An 18,448-nucleotide genomic window follows, 5' to 3' on the forward strand; every position below is an offset into this window, starting at 1 on the left:
ATATGGCGTTTACACGCAATCTTACCATACTATTATTTCTTTTATTTACCACCTTTGCTTTCGGTCAAGAGCGATACCCCTTATATGCAAATGATATTGTGGCTCAACGCGCTTGGGTTGATTCTGTCTATCAACAAATGACTCCAAGAGAGCGAATAGGTCAACTATTTATGGTGGACATATTCTCAAGTGATCCTCAAGTCAAGATAGATAAAATCAAAAAGCTCATTAAAGAAGAGCACATAGGCGGTCTTATTTTCTCTAAAGGTGGCCCTATGCGACAGGCAAAACTCAATAATGAGTTTCAAGCAATGTCAAAAACAAAACTCCTCGTGGGTATGGATGCAGAGTGGGGACTTGCAATGCGACTAGATAGCACATATGCTTTCCCTTGGAATATGACACTAGGTGCCATACAAGATAATAATATTGTAAAGAAAGTGGGAAGACGCATAGGCGAGCATTCAAAGCGTCTTGGTGTACACATTAACTTTGCTCCTGTAGTAGATATAAATATAAACCCTGCAAATCCTATTATAGGTAACCGCTCTTTTGGAGAAGATAAAATAAATGTTACAGAAAAGGCAATTTCCTTTATGGAAGGAATGCAAGAGGCGGGTGTCTTAGGCAGTGCAAAGCATTTTCCTGGTCACGGAGATACAGATAAAGACAGTCATAAAACGCTTCCTACTCTCAATTTTACAAAAGAACGACTTCAGAGTGTAGAGATGTATCCCTATAAACCTATTATAGAAAATGGTATTGCCAGCATTATGGTAGCACACCTCAATGTACCAGCACTTGTTCCAGAAGAAGGTGTACCCACAAGTATATCACCTACGGTGGTTACAAAAATGCTCAAGGAAGATTACCTCTTCCACGGTTTGATATTTACAGATGCCCTTAATATGAAAGGCGCTGCAAACTTTAAAGAACCTGGAGATATTGATCTTGCAGCCTTTAAGGCAGGTAATGATATCTTACTTATAAGTGAAAATGTTCCTTCGGCTTCCGCCAAAATTTTAAATGCATTACAACAAGGTGAGATTACAGAAGAACGGTTAGCCCATTCTGTTAAGAAGATACTATATGCAAAATACAAAGTAGGACTACATAATTATACACCTGTCTCAACTAAAAATCTAGTAAATGACCTGAATTCTAGATATGACGATATCGTATATAGCGAGGCAATCGAAAATGCAATTACCGTTACAAAAAACAATAATAACGTTATCCCAGTTACAAATATTGATCAGAAAAAGATAGCTTATGTAGGTCTTGGTGATGATGACGGTTCGGCTTTTAAACAGCAACTACGCAAGTATGCTTCTATTGAAAATATTACTACAAAAACCCTAGAGGCCACTCAAGAAAAACTAACCGATTTTAACTATGTAATTATTGGTTATCATAGATCTAATGCAAACCCTTGGAAGTCCTATAAGTTTACAAAAGAAAACATACGCTGGATTAAGGAGATAGCCAAAACAAAAACGGTAGTATTAGACCTTTTTGTGCGTCCGTATGCAATGCTAGACTTGCAAGACACACAAGATATAGAAGCGATAATACATAGTTACCAGAACAGTAAACTCGCACAAGAAAAAAGTGCACAGCTCATTTTTGGAGCAATCCCCAGTAAAGGAAGATTACCCGTATCGCTAGGGGAAACACCTATACGCACAGGGTTACAGTCTGGAACCTTAAGAAGAATGTCTTACGGTATACCAGAAGAGGTAGGTGTAGACTCAGACACGCTCAATATTAAGATAGACTCTCTTGTTAATCTAGGAATTAAAAGAGCAATGATGCCTGGAGCACAGGTGCTTGTAGCGCGCAGGGGTAAGGTGATATATGATAAAAGTTTTGGTTATCACACCTATAATAAAAAACAACCTGTACGTCCAGAGAGTATGTATGACATCGCCTCTATGACAAAAATTCTTGCCTCTTTACCGCTGTTAATGGAGCTTGAGAGCGAGGGAAGTATCGATCTAGAAGATAAATTAGGAACGCTTATACCAGAACTAAAGGGTAGTAATAAAGCAAACATAACACTTAAGAAGGCGCTTTCTCATTATGGTAGGTTCAAGGCGTGGATTCCGTTTTACGTGAGCACGCTAGACTCGGTTACAAAAAAACCGCTAGATGATTACTACAGTACCTCATACTCGCCTAATTATAACATTAAAGTGGCAGAGAAGATGTACCTGCGCACCGGATACACAGACACCATCATAAAGAAAATAGCAGACAGTGACTTGCGCTCTCGCTTATCTTATAAGTATAGCGACTTGCCTTACTACCTGATGAAAAAATTTCTAGAAGATTACTATGGTAAGAATCTTCAAGAGATTACAAGCAGTCATTTTTATAACTCAATAGGTGCAAACTACACTGGATATAGACCCCTTAGAAAATTTGAGAAAGAAATGATTGTACCCTCAGAAAATGACACTTACTGGCGCAACCAGAAAGTACAAGGTTACGTGCACGATATGGGAGCAGCGATGCAAAGCAATATGGGTGGCCACGCAGGTTTATTTTCAAATTCAAATGATGTAGCAAAGTTGATGCAAATGTATCTTCAAGATGGTTATTATGGAGGTAAACGCTACTTCTCAAAAGAAACTATGGATCGTTTTAACACCTGTAATTATTGTGATAATGAAGTGCGCAGAGGTGTAGGATTTGATAAACCACAACTTAGTGGTGGAGGTCCTACTTGCGGGTGTGTCCCTATGACGAGTTTTGGACATAGTGGTTTTACAGGGACATACACCTGGGCAGACCCAGAAAATGAGTTAGTTTACGTGTTCTTATCTAACAGAACATTCCCTACTATGGAGAATAGAGCACTTATAAAATCAGGATTGAGAACCACCATTCAAGAGGTGATTTATCAATCTTTAATTGATTAAATTTGTAAGGCTATGAGCTACTTATACTACTTATAAAGTGTATGAGTCCGCTTTCGCGAAAGCGTAAAAGAAACAACCCAAAAAACCGTACTATGAAAATTGCAATTGTCTGTTACCCAACCTTTGGAGGAAGTGGTGTAGTAGCAACCGAACTTGGAATCGCTTTGTCAAAAAGAGGTCACGAGGTACACTTTGTTACTTACAAGCAGCCAGTGAGACTTGCATTGCTTAATGACAATATTCATTTTCACGAGGTAAATGTACCAGACTATGCGCTGTTTCATTATCAACCTTACGAGCTTGCTTTGTCTAGTAAGTTAGTACGTATTATAAAAAAAGAGAGCATTGATATCTTACACGTGCACTATGCAATACCACACGCATATGCGGGTTATATGGCAAAAGAAATGCTCAAGCAAGAGGGAATAGAAGTGCCTATGGTAACCACACTTCACGGTACAGATATAACTCTTGTGGGGAGTCACCCTTTTTATAGACCAGCAGTAAGTTTTAGTATTAATAATAGTGATGTTGTTACCTCTGTATCAGAAAGTTTAAAGCAGGATACACTACGCTTATTTGATATCACAAAAGAAATAGATGTAGTGCCTAACTTTATAGACTATACCGCTGTAGATGATAGTTTTACAGACTGCCAGCGCAGCCTTATGGCAAATGAAGATGAGCGCATAGTAACTCACATAAGTAACTTTAGGAAGGTAAAGCGTATCTCTGATGTTATTGAAGTGTTTTATCGATTACAACTTGAGATTCCTTCTAAGCTTCTTATGGTAGGTGAGGGACCAGAACGTGAAGCGGCAGAGCAGCGCGTGAGAGAACTAGGTATAGAGGAGAAAGTACGATTTTTAGGTAATAGTAATGAGGTAGATAAAATACTTTGCTTTTCTGATCTTTTCTTACTGCCATCTGAGGCAGAGAGTTTTGGGCTTGCAGCGCTAGAGGCTATGGTAAACCGTGTACCAGTTATTTCAAGTAATGCCGGTGGTATACCAGAAGTAAATGTAGATGGTGTAACCGGTTATTTAAGTAACGTAGGTAACATTGCAGATATGGCTCAAAATGCTATACGCATACTTGAGGATGATGCTACCTTGGAACAGTTTAAAACTAATGCCAAAAAAGAAGCGGCCAAGTTTGATATTCAAAACATTGTACCGCTTTATGAGGAGTTATATGAAAGAGCTTTAGTAAAAGCTTAGATTTCTATTAAAAAAGGTATCTAATACCTAGTGCTACATCAAACTCAAGACTATCATCAAAGTCATTAAGTATTGCTACCTCTGGTCTAAAATCTAGAGAGAGTAGTAGTGGGAAGTCAAACCTATATTCAATCCCGATATCACCAGCCGCGTTGAGAAAAAACTCACTGTCGTTATTGTCAAATCCAGGAAAATCGTCATCTACATCAAAAGATCCTACAGATGCACCTGCTCCGGCATACCAGTTTAAGCCACCATCTATATTCCATACCCATTGATAAATACCTGTACCTTTTATAGCATCAAAGTTATTACCCGTTCTCCACGAGAGGCCTAGCTCTAGTCTATTATTCTCACTTAATGCTCGCTGGTAATTTACTTCTGTACTAAAACCGTTATTATCGCCTAGTCTTAATCCTATAGCATTTGGAGAGATCTCTTGCCCTATAGCTGTAGCGCTAAGTCCTATAAAGAGAAGTAGGGTATATATTGTATATTTCATAGTTATTTATTTTAAGTGTAAAATTATTAAGAACACTACCTCTATAACGTTAACGACTGCATAAAATTTTATCTATTTTTAATCTTGTGAACTTACTATTACAAAAACTACAGCAGCAGCTAGAAGGAGAACTTCACTATGATAACCTTCATAAAACTATTTATGCGACAGATGCATCTGTATATCGTAAAATTCCGCTAGCTGTTGCTCTTCCTAAAACAGGGCAGGATATTAAAGTTTTATGTGAGTTTGCTTTACAAAATAACATCACACTCATACCGCGCACCGCAGGAACATCCCTAGCGGGACAGTGCGTGGGAGATGGGATTGTGGTAGATGTGTCAAAACACTTTACAAACATCATCTCTTTTGATAAAGAAAAGAAACAGGTTGTTGTTCAGCCCGGAGTGATACGCGATGAGCTTAATTTATTTTTAAAGCCTCACGGCTTGTTTTTTGGACCTAATACATCTACTGCAAACCGCTGTATGATAGGGGGTATGGTAGGTAATAACTCTTCTGGAACCACTAGTATTCAGTACGGTGTGACCAGAGATAAGACGATAAAACTTAAAACTATATTATCTGATGGGAGTGAGGCTACTTTTGAAAATTTAGATGAAGTACGCTTTCGCGAAAAGTTAACACACAACTCCCTAGAAGGAAGTATATACAACACAATTTATACATCACTAAAAGACGAGGAATCAAGAGTTGAGGTAGCAGCACATTTTCCAAAACCTGAGATACATAGAAGAAATACGGGCTATGCCTTAGATTACTTGGCACAAATGAACCCTTTTCACGTAAGTGGAAAAGATTTTAATATGTGTAGTTTACTGGCAGGAAGTGAGGGCACGCTTGCTTTTACTACAGAAATCACTTTACAACTTGACGAGTTACCTCCTGCATATAATGTACTTGTAGCCGCGCATTTTGAGGATTTAACTAGTTGTCTTAAAGCTGTTGTACCTGCGATGCGTCATAATCTCTTTACCTGCGAGATGATGGATAAAGTGATTTTAGACTGTACAAAAAACAATCGTGATCAGCTCAAAAATAGATTTTTTGTAGATGGTGATCCGGCAGCAATATTAATGCTAGAAGTTTGTGACCATACACTAGAAGGAGCAAGAGCACAAGCAAGTGCTGTTATTACAGATTTACAAAAAGAGCAAATAGGTTATGCCTTCCCAATACTAGAAGGACCAGAAATAGCTCAAGCTATGGAGTTGCGTAAAGCAGGCCTGGGTCTCTTAGGAAATATAATAGGAGATAAAAAGGCAGTAGCTTGTATAGAAGACACGGCAGTGGCTCTAGAAGATCTTGCGGCTTATATAGACGAGTTTACAGCTATTATGGACCGTTATGAGCAAGATGCAGTGTATTATGCACACGCGGGCGCTGGAGAGTTGCATTTACGACCTATACTTGATTTAAAGAAAAAGGAAGATGTATCGCTCTTTAGACAGATTACTACAGATGTTGCGCATCTGGTTAAAAAATATAATGGCTCAATGAGTGGTGAGCACGGTGATGGTATTGTACGTGCAGAGTTTATACCACTTATGGTGGGTAAAAAAAACTATGAGATGATGAAAGCAGTTAAAAGTGCTTTTGACCCTCATCATATTTTTAATGCCGGAAAGATAATAGATGCTTTCCCTATGGATCAAAATTTACGCTATGAAGTAGGTCGTCAAGAACCAGAGGTAGAGACGCTATTAAATTTTAATGACAATCAAGGTATACTACGCCTAGCCGAAAAATGTAATGGTAGTGGCGACTGTAGAAAGATGCCTAGCGCTGGTGGGGCTATGTGCCCTAGTTACCGTGCAACTCGTGATGAGAAGGATACAACTAGAGCGAGGGCCAATACCTTACGTGAGTTTTTAACAACTTCAGAGAAGGCAAATAAGTATAATCACAAGGAACTCAAGGATGTTTTTGACTTATGCCTTAGTTGTAAAGCGTGTGCAAGTGAGTGTCCAAGTAATGTAGATGTTGCTACGCTCAAAGCAGAGTTTGAGTATCAATATCAAAAATCTAATGGGAGTAGTTTACGTACCAAATTATTTGCGCATAACACAAAGATTAATAAGTTAGGAGCTGCAGCTCCTAGGTTTTATAATACATTGCTAGCGGTAACTGGTGGTATTGCAAAAGCCACTTTAGGTATTGCAAAAAAGCGTAGTTTGCCTAAACTTGAGGTGTTTTTAAATCCTCAAGAGAGTAATGTAGCTAGCTATACTAATTTGAGTACTCCAGCTATATCCAAAACTAAAGTTGTTCTTTATGTAGATGAATTCTCTCAATATCTAGATGGATCAATAGCGCAAGATGCTGTTGTACTTTTAATTAAGCTTGGATACAACGTGCAGGTAATTACAAACCACGATAGTGGTCGTTCTTACATCTCAAAAGGATTTTTAGATGAAGCAAAAGTTTTGGCAAATAAGAACATTGCGGCGTTTAAAAATATTGGGGATCAAACTGTCATAGTGGGTATAGAACCTTCGGCGTTGCTTACGTTTAGAGATGAATATATTCGACTGGCAGATGACGTTCAGATAGCAACACAAATAGCTGCAAAGGCTTTTCTTATAGAAGAGTTTTTACATAATGAAATTAAAAAAGGAGTCATTACCGCAGAGCAGTTTTCCGCGAAAGCGAAAAAACTCAAAATACACGGGCATTGCCATCAGAAGGCACTCTCATCTGTATCACACACATTTGCAATACTTAATTTACCGGTAAACTATGTGCCTACCATTATACCATCTGGCTGCTGCGGTATGGCGGGCAGCTTCGGGTATGAGAAGGAGCATTATGAAGTGAGTATGAAGGTGGGTGAGCAAACCTTATTTCCCGCAGTGCGTAAGGCAGGTAATGACACTGTTATAGTTGCAAACGGGACTAGCTGTAGACACCAAATTAAGGATGGTACACAACGTGTAGCTTTACATCCTGTTACAGTTTTAAGACAAGCGCTTATTTAATCATCACCAGCGACATCATAGGTAGTAATTACTTGATTAGTAAAACTAGAAGCACTCTCAGGAAATGGCAGTGTTACACCAAAGCTGCTTAAGTCCTCAAATTCATATTGAAAATCAAGATCAGAATTTACAAGACCAATATTTTGAGCATAGGTGTTTGTAGTTACTATAACATCTTGTGACTCAAGAAGCGTTACTTGTACACCTAGTATAGATGCACTTATAGTAGCATTAATGGTAAGTGTTGCCGTCAGAACACGCGGAAATGTCACTCCATTTATACTACTATTTTCTATTGTATTACCACTAGTAGATGTAACAAGTGCATCTATAGTAACAGGGATTCCTTCTATTTCTTGAGTAATAGTTTGTGTAATCTGATCTACTTGTGTGCCTGCTGTCGTAATGGATTGATCATATAATTTTATTACTGGTATTAGCAGTGAGATATTATTAGTCTCATCTAGTGGTATAGTCACTTCGCCAGAGTAACGTAAGGTACCTTCACTTTCTATAAGTCCACCAGCAGCGATAAGATTTGTAATAAAGCCTGCGCTATCTACATTTGACTCAAAATCTGTAAAGCTTGTTCCATTAATTTCGGTGAGTCCTATTACCTCAAGATTGTCTTGTGTAGTTTCCATATCATCTGTGGTGACGTCATACTGCCAGTTATCTCCAGTGGTTAAAGAGTAGTAGCTATATACTAGAGCATCTTCCATCTGGTCCTCACTCTCACCCATATCTGTAGTGCTCTGAGTATCCTCATCTGAGTCACTGCAACTTATAAAAGTTATAAAAAGGGATAAGGCGAGTAGTGTGTAAAATTTCATAATGTACTTATTTGCTTTAAAACAAATATAGTAAACAATGCCTTGCTGCTATTTTAGAACATTAGGTAACAACGCGCTAAGATCATACATAGGGTCTAAAGCTTCTTCAACGTAAGAGGTTTTATCAAACTCTGCTCTGTAGTTTTTGAGACTCCACTCTTTATCGTGATATTCTAGGTATGTAAGATTTTCAATCCAGTCTCCACTATTAAGATATAAGGTACTTCCTTTATGATTTTTTACCTTACGTATAGCAGGCTGGTGTATGTGGCCACATATTACATAATCAAACTTGTTTTCTATAGCAAGATCTGTAGCCGTGTTTTCAAAATCGTTTATAAACTTAACAGCTCCTTTTACACTATTCTTTATTTTTTTAGAAAGCGAGTATTTCTCTCTTCCCATTTTTACAAGCCATTTATTAAGTAGTCTATTAAATAGTATTAAAAAGTCGTAACCCCATCCGCCTAGTTTTGCAATCCACTTGGTGTGTTGTATGGAAACATCAAAAACATCTCCGTGAAAAAACCACGCTTTTTTACCATCTAGGTTAAGTACTAACTTGTCTATGAGATGGATATTACCCATCACAGCATCGCTAAATTTACGAAGCATCTCATCGTGATTACCCGTAATATAATAGACCTTGGTACCCTTTGAGGCGAGTGTGATAATCTTTTTAATAACCTTAAGATGCTCTTTTGGGAAAAACCGTTTTCTAAACTGCCAGATGTCTACAATATCACCGTTAAGGATAAGAATTTCTGGTTTTATTGAGTTTAGATATTGAAAAACCTCTGTAGCGTGACAGCCGTAAGTGCCTAAATGTATGTCTGAAAGTACAACTATTTCTACAGGTCTCTTCAATGTATCGTTTTGAATGCAAGTTCTTTATAAAACATAATGTAGTTGTTAATAAGCGGTTAAGTGCTCAAAAAGTTTTTGTTATGATTTTTGAGCTACTTTAATTAATCATTAAGTGAGTTATTAGTTTTTGATTATGAGCTTTTCAATTTACATTTGTTGAAAACAAGTACAATGGCTGGTAATACCTACGGAACGATATTTAAACTCACCACTTTTGGCGAGTCTCACGGTAAGGCAATAGGAGGAATCATAGATGGATGTCCTGCAGGTCTTGAGATAGATTTTGATGCAATACAAAGAGATCTTGATCGTCGTAAACCAGGACAATCTAAAATTGTAACCCAGCGTAAGGAGCCAGATACGGTAGACTTTTTATCTGGTATTTTTGAAGAAAAGACTACAGGGACTCCTATAGGTTTTCAAATTGTAAACACAAATCAGAAATCTAAAGATTACGGTCATATAAAAGACACCTATAGACCAAGCCACGCAGACTATACGTATGATAAAAAATATGGTAACCGCGATTATCGTGGTGGTGGGAGATCTTCGGCTAGAGAGACTGCGAGTAGAGTAGTAGCTGGGGCGATTGCAAAGCAATTTTTAAAAGGCATAACCTTTCACGCATTTACAAGTGCGGTAGGAGATCTATCTATGGATACTCCATATCAAGAACTTGACTTCAATGAGATTGAAAAAAATGATGTGAGATGTGCTGATCCCGCTTTCGCGAAAGCGTGTGAAGAAAAAATTAAAGTAATAAAAAAGCAAGGTGATACCATAGGAGGTGTTATAACCTGTGTGATACAAAATGTACCTACAGGGTTAGGAGAGCCTGTGTTTGATAAACTACACGCAGAGTTAGGCAAGGCTATGCTTTCTATAAACGCTGTAAAAGGCTTTGAGTATGGAAGCGGTTTTGAGGGGGCAAAGATGAAGGGTTCAGCTCATAACGACCATTTTAATAATGACGGTACCACAAAGACCAATCTTAGTGGCGGCGTGCAAGGCGGTATCTCAAACGGGATGGATATTTACTTTAAAGTAGCGTTTAAGCCGGTAGCAACAGTAATGCAAAAGCAAGAAACGATTAATGCCGCTGGAGAAACTGTAGAGATGCAAGGTAAAGGCCGTCACGATCCTTGTGTAGTCCCTAGAGCGGTGCCTATAGTAGAAGCGATGGCAGCACTTGTGATTGCAGATTTTGTACTACGAGATAAATCTGTTAGATTGTAGCATAATTCATTTATTTAATAAAAAGCTCACTTACTAAAAAGTAGGCTTTTGTATAAACTATATCGATATAGCGTGGCTTTACATCACGCTTAGTAAATATTAAGACCTTTATGAAAAAACTTGCGTTACACTGGAGAATATTAATAGGAATGGTTTTAGGAGTTGTTTTTGCTCTCATTATGACAAATTTTGAGTGGGGAAAGGACTTTGTAAGTGACTGGATAAAACCCTTTGGAACCATCTTTATTAACTCTTTAAAGTTAATTGCAATACCATTAATACTTGCCGCACTTATCAAAGGAGTGTCAGATCTTAAAGATATATCTAAGCTCTCACAGATGGGAGGGCGTACTATAGGGACGTATGTTGTCACTACGGTTATTGCAGTCTCTATAGGGCTTGTGTTAGTAAATATTGTATCTCCAGGTAAATCTATCTCTGATGAGACGCGTACAGAGCTTGTAGACGGTTATACAGATAGTACAAATAAATATAAAGAAACTGCAAAGGCACAGAAAGAAACAGGACCATTGCAAGCTCTTGAAGATCTTGTTCCACAAAATATATTTTCGGCAGCGACTAGTAATCGTAATATGCTGCAGGTAATCTTTTTTGCAGTATTCTTTGGTATAGGGCTTATTTTAATACCTGAAGAAAAGAGTAAGACGGTAAAAAGCTTTTTTAATGGTGTAAATGAAGTGATACTTAAAATGGTAGATCTCATTATGCTCGCAGCACCCTACGGTGTGTTTGCACTTCTTGCAGCCCTTGTGGTAGAGTCGCCTAACGCAGATCTTTTTAAAGCTCTGGGCTGGTATGCATTTACAGTCGTACTTGGTTTATTGTCTATGATAGGCGTGTATATCCTCATCGTTATCATCTTTACAAAAAGAAGTCCAGCATCATTTCTTAATGGTATTTCTCCGGCACAATTATTAGCATTCTCAACAAGTTCTAGTGCAGCTACATTACCAGTAACAATGGAGCGAGTTACAGAACACTTAGGTGTAGAGGAAGAGGTGGCTAGTTTTGTATTACCTGTAGGTGCGACTATCAATATGGATGGTACTAGTTTATATCAAGCAGTAGCGGCAGTATTTATAGCACAAGCTTTTGGAATGGATCTTACACTGGGAACCCAGCTAGGTATAATAGCAACAGCAACACTGGCTTCTATAGGTAGTGCTGCAGTACCTGGTGCAGGTATGGTAATGCTTGTGGGTGTACTAGGTTATGCAGGAATACCTGAGGCAGGACTTGCACTTATTTTTGCGGTAGATAGACCTCTTGATATGTGTCGTACAGTAGTAAATGTGACTGGTGATGCTGCGGTATCTATGGTAGTTGCAAAGTCTGTAGATAAGCTAGGTGATCCTAAGGTAAAAGACTGGGATGACAACTATAAGGGGTAGAAGCACTAGCTTTTATTTGTCATTATCAATATCATAATTTAAGAAGGTTTATTGCGTCGTTTTTTGCGAGTCTAGTATTGTAGTTTTAGGAGATTTTCTTCTTGTATTCTGTACTTTTATAGTCACTAAGATGATTGTAAACTAATGAAGAATATAAAGACTATTGCTTTTGATGCGGACGATACTCTATGGGTAAACGAAACTTTCTTTAGAGATGCAGAACATACGTTTTGTGAACTGCTAAGCGATTATATAGACTACGATAATTGCCAGAAGCGCCTTTTTGAAATGGAGATGCGCAATCTAGCACTGTATGGTTATGGTATCAAGCCTTTTACATTATCACTAATAGAATGTGCTCAAGAGGTGTCTGACGGAAAAGTTTCTAATGCCATTATAGGTGATATTATAGATCTAGGTAAGGATATGCTCAACGCGCCTGTTACCTTACTGCCTCATATAGAAGAAGTGCTAGAGGAGCTATCAAAGCATTACAAGCTTGTAGTTGCTACTAAGGGTGATTTACTAGATCAAGAACGTAAGCTCGAGAAATCTGGTCTATCAAAGTATTTTCACCACATAGAGGTGATGTCTGATAAACAACCGGCAAATTATCTAAAGCTTATAAAACATCTAGATATAGACCCTACTTCATTTCTAATGGTCGGGAACTCTTTAAAGTCTGATGTGTTGCCGGTGCTTGAGGTAGGTAGTTATGCGGTGCATATTCCTTTTCATACTACTTGGGCTCACGAGCAGGTAGATATAGAAGTGTCTCACGAGCGTTTTAAAAGTCTTGAAGATGCTAGATCTTTAAGCTCCATTTTATCTTAGTTTTATACGAGTAGATTAAAAATATAAAAAAGAAAAGCCTATGAATTTTCACACACGTAAATGGATTAAACCAGAAGACTTAAACCCAAATGGAACTTTGTTTGGAGGAAGGTTATTAGAGTGGATAGATGAAGAAGCCGCATTATATACTATAATTCAGATAGAAAACCCTCGATCTGTCACAAAGTATATGAGTGAGATAGATTTTCGCGCAAGCGCAAAAAAAGGTGACATTATTGAGATAGGTCTTGAGGCTACTAAGTTTGGGACAGCATCTGTTACTCTTAAGTGTGAGGTGAGAAATAAAATGACACGAGAGACTATTATTACTATAGAACGTATTGTGATGGTAGGGCTAGATGAAGAAGGTAAGCCCCAACCACACGGTAAGACAGAAATAGAGTATGTAAAAAATAGACTGGGTGCATCTACAGAGTAGAGAAGGTAATTCTTCTTAAGAATGGGTTAACTCTTATCGGTTGCACCTATAAATGAATATTTTACGTTTAGTTTTATAGTATCAAAATGATGCTTTACTAAATGAAAAAACTAGTACTACTTGTATTACTTATTATTATCACATCTTGTGATGAGGGAGATATCGTCTCTACCGAAACTATTGCAGAGGAGATTACAAGAGGTGCTGTTTTAAGAACGCAGGAATATATAAATAATGACTACTTAATTACAGATGTGCAAAGTGATTTTCACGTTGTAATTGAAGAGCAAGATCTTGAAGATGGAGACTTGCTAGAGGAGGTTGAGGTTTATATACGGTACATAGGTAATACTTCGGTCACAGAGGCACTTTCTACACAAGAGGTATTATATGATGTTATACCGGCTTCAGATTTTTATGAAGGCGAATTTGGTTTACCTCGATATGAACTTAATATATCATTTCAAGAGGCACTTTCCTTTGTAGACTTACAGCTTAGTGATGTTGCTGTAAAAGATCAATTTATATACAGACTTAATTTAAAACTTACTGATGGTAGAAACTTTACCACCGGCACTTCTAGCTCTATAATTATCGCTTATGATACGTTCTATAGTTCCCCATTTCTTTATACTATTAATGTAGTATCACCCATAGATGACACGGCATATACGGGGGTGTATGCCGTAGAGTCTATTCTGGATGGACCCGGTCCAGATGGAGAAACCTTTGTAGATTGCTATACGGTAGAAATTACAAAAGGGCGCTCTAATACCACAAGGCAATTTTATGCCTGGCACTGGAGGTATCATAGGGGAATAGAGCAAAAACGAAGATGGGAGTTTAATGTAGTGGGAGATGAGATTGTTTTTGGTAAAAATCAGCTGTCTTCACCAGAAGGTTATTGCAGCTCTACAGCGCCTATTTTACTAGGGCCTGATATAGAAAATGGGAGTGCAGATATTATAGATGATACTGTTTTTGAACTCTGGTTTGTAGAGGGTTACCTTAACTTTGATGGGGGTTGTGGATTTAACACTGCACCATCTAGATATAGATTTACAAAACAATAAATTATGAAAAAAATATACTTTATAATCTTAGTAGGCATTTTAACGGCCTGTAGTGATGATGAAAAGGCGATAGAGGTTGTTACTGAGGGAATAGAACGTGGTGCTGTGTTGAGAAACATAAATCGCATAGAAAAGAATTTTGTAGATGGAGATCTTACCAGCACCTTTGCAGTTGAGATTGAGGAGCAAGATGAAGAAGACGGAGCTTTATTAGATTTTGTGCGCGTCTACACAAAGTTTATAGACCGAGATTTGTCTAATGGCAACGATAGTACAGCAGAGGTTATACTGTCAGATATAGAAGCGTTGAGTTTTACTGCCGGTCTTTTTGGTTTGCCTAGAGATATCATTGAGGTAAGCTATGAGGAGATGATAAATGCACATAGTTTAGATCTGGATAATATAGAGCCTGGAGATCAGTTTGAGGTAAGGCTAGAAGTTTTCTTAACAGACGGTCGTAGTTATAGTAATGATAGTGGCTCTGCTTCTATACTTACAGACTTTTGTTTTTTTAAATCCCCATATCGTTATGTGATTAATGTGATAGAACCCATCGCAGATGCAGATTTTACAGGTACCTATTTTTATGAAATAATAGGTGGAGATGATGCCGATGGAGTTCCTAAACAAGGTTTTATTACAATATCTAGTACGACTATGCCTAATGTACGCACTATGCCATTATATACAGATGCGTTAGAATTTACTATTGCTGGAACTTCTATTTATCCAAAAATTTATGGATCATATAATGGTTTTTGTAGGGACTCTACACTGCATCTTCTTACTGGACCTAGCGAGACATCCTTCGGGCAACTTAACCTTATAGATGATACCGTATTTGATATGACTATTGTGATAGGTTATGAGGGCTGGGATGGACAGTTAGGCAATAACGTGAGAGAGTTTACTTATAGATTTACAAAGCAATGATATGTTTACGCTTTCGCGAAAGCGTAATACCCAATTGTTAATATTATCTAAATTAAATTAACTCCCAGCAGTCAATTCTTATTTTCGAGTAGAAATACACTATCGATGAAAAGAATACTACTCCTTTGTTTACTAGCCACTTTTTTTACAGCACAAGATTCCTTTGCACAAGGCAAAAAAACACGCCGTAAAAAATCTAAAAATAAGACTGAAACGAAGGCTCCAGAAGAAAAGCCAGATAAGAGTGGTTTTAAACCATACAACAAAGTAATCACAAAAGAAGCGGTTACAGATTCTGGATTATTTCAAGTACATAAAGTTAAGGATGAGTTCTTTTATGAGGTTCCTTTCTCACAGCTTAACAAAGATATGCTGTGGGTAACCCGTATTGCTCAAATTCCTAATGGATTAGGAGGAGGTTATATAAATGCTGGCTCAAAGACCAATGAGCAAGTAGTGCAGTGGGAGCGTTTTCAAGATAAAATACTTATTAAAATTAAATCGTATGCCAGTGTAGCAGATAGTACAAAGGCAATAAGTAATTCTGTACGTGTAAATAATTATGAGCCTACACTCTACGCCTTTGATATCAAGGCTTTTGATAAAGACTCTACAGCAGCAGTCATTAATGTAACAAAGCTATTCTCGTCTGATGTAAAGGGTATAAGTGCACTCTCTGGTCGTTTACGTAAACAGTATAAAGTAAAAAAGCTAGATGCTAATCGTAGTTTTATAAACAGTGTTAAGAGTTTTCCAGAAAATATAGAGGTAAAACAAGACTTTACATATGACGCGGCAGAGCCACCTACAGAGAGGGCTGCAGAGAGTATAAGCCTTCAGGTAAACCAGTCTATGATATTACTGCCAGAGCAACCTATGCAACCTAGATTGTATGATCCAAGAGTAGGCTTCTTTACAGTAAAGCAATATGATTACGGTAGTGAGGCGCTCAAGGCAGATCAAAAAACATACATACGTCGCTGGAGACTAGAGCCTAGTGATGTAGAAGCATATAAGCGAGGAGAACTTGTAGACCCTGTAAAACCTATTGTATATTATTTAGATCCTGGAACGCCAGAGTCACTTAAGGAGTATATAAAACAAGGTATAGAGGACTGGCAAAAACCGTTTGAAACTGCTGGTTTTAAAAATGCCATTATAGCAAAAGATGCTCCTACACCAGGAGAAGATCCAGAGTTTAGTCCAGAAGATATACGTTACTCTGTAGTGCGCTACGTAGCCAGTACAACTCGTAATGCCGTAGGCCCTAGCGTGTCTGACCCACGTAGCGGGGAGATTATAGAAAGTGACATTATCTGGTATCACAATCACCTAAGAAGTTATAGAAACCGTTATTTACTAGAGACTGGAGCAGCAAATCCAAGCGCACGCACACTAGATACTCCAGAAGAGGAGATAGGGGAGATGATGCGTATGGTGATAGCTCACGAGGTAGGCCACGCACTTGGTTTTCCTCACAATATGGCGGCAAGTTATGCATATAATGTAGAGTCATACCGTGATGGGGCATTTACTCAAAAAAATGGTATCGCAGCGAGTCTTATGGACTATGCTCGTTATAACTATATCGCACAGCCGGGAGACACAAACATTCGCTTTGTGAGACAGATGGGACCTTATGATCACTATGCTACAAACTGGGGTTATAGATGGATACCAGATGCTACCTCACCGTTAATGGAGAAAGCAACCCTTAACCAGTGGATTCAGGAAAAAGCAGGAGATCCAATCTATAAATTCGGGAGACAGTCTAGTAGCTTTGACCCACAATCACAAACGGAGGCGATAGGTAATGATCCTGTAAAGGCAAGTACGTATGGTATTAAAAACCTACGCTACGTAGCGCAAAACTTACCGTCGTGGACATCTAGCAAAACAAACGATTACCAAGACCTAGAAGAACTCTATGGAGAACTTATAGGGGTGTATAGTAGATTTGTAGGTCACGTGGTGACTAACATAGGTGGTGTATATGAAAATATAAAAACTCCTGCACAGGGTGGCGTGGTGTACACGCACCTAGATGAAGCATCACAAAAGGAGTCTATGCAATGGTTACAGAATAACCTTTTTGAAACACCTACCTGGCTTGTAGACCCTGCTATCTTACAAAATATAGACCACGCCGGTTATGCAGAAAAAATAAGAAGAACACAATCTAGATACTTAAATAGACTTTTAAGTTTTGATAGATTAGGGAGATTAATAGATGCAGAGACTACACAGACAGAATATTATAGCGCTCTAGAGATGCTTTCAGACCTGAGGTCTGGTATCTGGTCTGAGACAAGAAGAGGTACTTCTGTAGACATTTATCGTCGTAACTTACAGCGATCATACTTAGATCGTATGGCGTTTTTAATGACAGACGAAGGGCCAAAATCAAGATCTGGAAGACCAGGTTTTGAAGGAGCTTTACGTTATGATGTAAGCGCATCAGATGTAAGACCCCTTGTACGCGGAGAGTTACAAAAACTTAAAAAGACATTAAGGTCAGCGCGCAATGCAAGTGTAGATACAATGACTAAGTATCATTATGAAGATGCAATTGCACGTATAGATCAATTACTTGATCCAAAATAATTACTCACAGTCAAAGTCTATGTCAAGCACTTTTAACCCGTAATTTTTTGCATCATAGTTAAAGTGCCACCATTCGGTGCGTATAGGTGAAAAGCCAAATTTTTTCATCACAGACCAGAGCTGTTTTCTATTTGCCGTAATGGTATCGTTATGTGGGTGGTCTATATGAGCTTCTTTTCCAAAAAAGTCATAGTCACTACCCATATCTAGCGGTGTGCCATCCAGCTTTACAATGGTCATATCTATCGCTGCACCACGGTTATGTATAGACCCACTACCGTATGGGTTGCCCACGTAGCCAGGGTTAGGGTAAATCTCCCACATCTTTTTTTGTACAGAGAGTGGGCGATAGCAATCATATAGTTGTATCATATATCCTAGCTCGCAAAAGTAATTATTTGCCTCAACGAGCGCCTCTGCAACCTCTGGTATAAGGAGACATTGCACACAGTCGTAAACGGTTTGTTCTAGAAAATTATCATCTGTAGCATAGCGTACATCATATGAAAATTTTGAATCAAATTCGGCTATATTAACCAGCGGACTTTTTTGGTCGCTTTGCATTGCAAGAA

The 18,448-nt window shown here is 38.2% G+C and carries 14 protein-coding genes; 10 read left to right on the forward strand and 4 right to left on the reverse strand.

All coding sequences use genetic code 11. The features are described from left to right. Positions 1–2: 2 nt before the first annotated feature. Both ABVM49_RS10090 and bshA read left to right on the forward strand, forming a co-directional pair. On the forward strand, positions 3–2,924 hold the full coding sequence (locus ABVM49_RS10090; protein WP_405201733.1) for a glycoside hydrolase family 3 N-terminal domain-containing protein: 2,922 nt from the start codon (positions 3–5) through the stop codon (positions 2,922–2,924). A 92-nt stretch (positions 2,925–3,016) separates the two neighbouring features. Then, complete coding sequence (gene bshA / locus ABVM49_RS10095; protein WP_035324541.1) at positions 3,017–4,144, forward strand: N-acetyl-alpha-D-glucosaminyl L-malate synthase BshA; 1,128 nt, start codon at positions 3,017–3,019, stop codon at positions 4,142–4,144. A 7-nt stretch (positions 4,145–4,151) separates the two neighbouring features. On the opposite strand, the gene ABVM49_RS10100 is transcribed toward bshA, so the two are convergent. Continuing rightward, positions 4,152–4,646: a hypothetical protein gene (locus ABVM49_RS10100; RefSeq protein WP_405201734.1), complete on the reverse strand. Its 495-nt coding sequence runs from the start codon at positions 4,644–4,646 to the stop codon at positions 4,152–4,154. An 86-nt stretch (positions 4,647–4,732) separates the two neighbouring features. On the opposite strand from ABVM49_RS10100, the gene ABVM49_RS10105 reads away from it, so the two are divergent. Continuing rightward, the gene (locus ABVM49_RS10105) at positions 4,733–7,645 is read left to right on the forward strand and encodes an FAD-binding and (Fe-S)-binding domain-containing protein (protein WP_405201735.1); all 2,913 of its coding nucleotides are present in this window, start codon (positions 4,733–4,735) and stop codon (positions 7,643–7,645) included. On the opposite strand, the gene ABVM49_RS10110 is transcribed toward ABVM49_RS10105, so the two are convergent. Continuing rightward, positions 7,642–8,478, reverse strand: coding sequence for a hypothetical protein (locus ABVM49_RS10110; RefSeq protein WP_405201737.1), 837 nt, complete (start codon positions 8,476–8,478; stop codon positions 7,642–7,644). The two genes, ABVM49_RS10105 and ABVM49_RS10110, sit on opposite strands and share 4 nt — an antisense overlap. A gap of 48 nt (positions 8,479–8,526) precedes the next feature. Beyond that, on the reverse strand, positions 8,527–9,345 hold the full coding sequence (locus ABVM49_RS10115) for a UDP-2,3-diacylglucosamine diphosphatase (RefSeq protein WP_380034257.1): 819 nt from the start codon (positions 9,343–9,345) through the stop codon (positions 8,527–8,529). 171 nt (positions 9,346–9,516) lie between these two features. Between ABVM49_RS10115 and aroC the strand changes: the two genes are divergently transcribed. The 7 genes from aroC (at position 9,517) to ABVM49_RS10150 (ending at position 17,876) form a co-directional block, all read left to right on the forward strand. After that, positions 9,517–10,581, forward strand: a complete 1,065-nt coding sequence (gene aroC, locus ABVM49_RS10120) for a chorismate synthase (RefSeq protein ID WP_405201738.1) — start codon at positions 9,517–9,519, stop codon at positions 10,579–10,581. A 110-nt stretch (positions 10,582–10,691) separates the two neighbouring features. Then, the gene (locus ABVM49_RS10125; protein WP_405201739.1) at positions 10,692–11,993 is read left to right on the forward strand and encodes a dicarboxylate/amino acid:cation symporter; all 1,302 of its coding nucleotides are present in this window, start codon (positions 10,692–10,694) and stop codon (positions 11,991–11,993) included. Between the two features lie 144 nt (positions 11,994–12,137). Continuing rightward, positions 12,138–12,827: an HAD family hydrolase gene (locus ABVM49_RS10130; protein WP_021778738.1), complete on the forward strand. Its 690-nt coding sequence runs from the start codon at positions 12,138–12,140 to the stop codon at positions 12,825–12,827. A 40-nt stretch (positions 12,828–12,867) separates the two neighbouring features. After that, the gene (locus ABVM49_RS10135) at positions 12,868–13,266 is read left to right on the forward strand and encodes an acyl-CoA thioesterase (RefSeq protein ID WP_021778739.1); all 399 of its coding nucleotides are present in this window, start codon (positions 12,868–12,870) and stop codon (positions 13,264–13,266) included. A 101-nt stretch (positions 13,267–13,367) separates the two neighbouring features. Beyond that, entirely contained in the window at positions 13,368–14,339 is a 972-nt protein-coding gene (locus ABVM49_RS10140; RefSeq protein ID WP_405201741.1) for a hypothetical protein, read from the forward strand. 3 nt (positions 14,340–14,342) lie between these two features. Further along, the gene (locus tag ABVM49_RS10145; protein WP_405201743.1) at positions 14,343–15,272 is read left to right on the forward strand and encodes a hypothetical protein; all 930 of its coding nucleotides are present in this window, start codon (positions 14,343–14,345) and stop codon (positions 15,270–15,272) included. Positions 15,273–15,377: 105 nt separating this feature from the next. After that, positions 15,378–17,876, forward strand: coding sequence for a zinc-dependent metalloprotease (locus ABVM49_RS10150; RefSeq protein ID WP_405201744.1), 2,499 nt, complete (start codon positions 15,378–15,380; stop codon positions 17,874–17,876). Here ABVM49_RS10150 and ABVM49_RS10155 read toward each other — a convergent pair whose 3' ends face one another. Further along, positions 17,877–18,440: a M15 family metallopeptidase gene (locus tag ABVM49_RS10155; protein WP_405201745.1), complete on the reverse strand. Its 564-nt coding sequence runs from the start codon at positions 18,438–18,440 to the stop codon at positions 17,877–17,879. Positions 18,441–18,448 lie beyond the last annotated feature (8 nt).

It is taken from the genome of Dokdonia sp. LLG6352-1 (assembly GCF_045055815.1).
Lineage (GTDB): Bacteria > Bacteroidota > Bacteroidia > Flavobacteriales > Flavobacteriaceae > Dokdonia > Dokdonia donghaensis.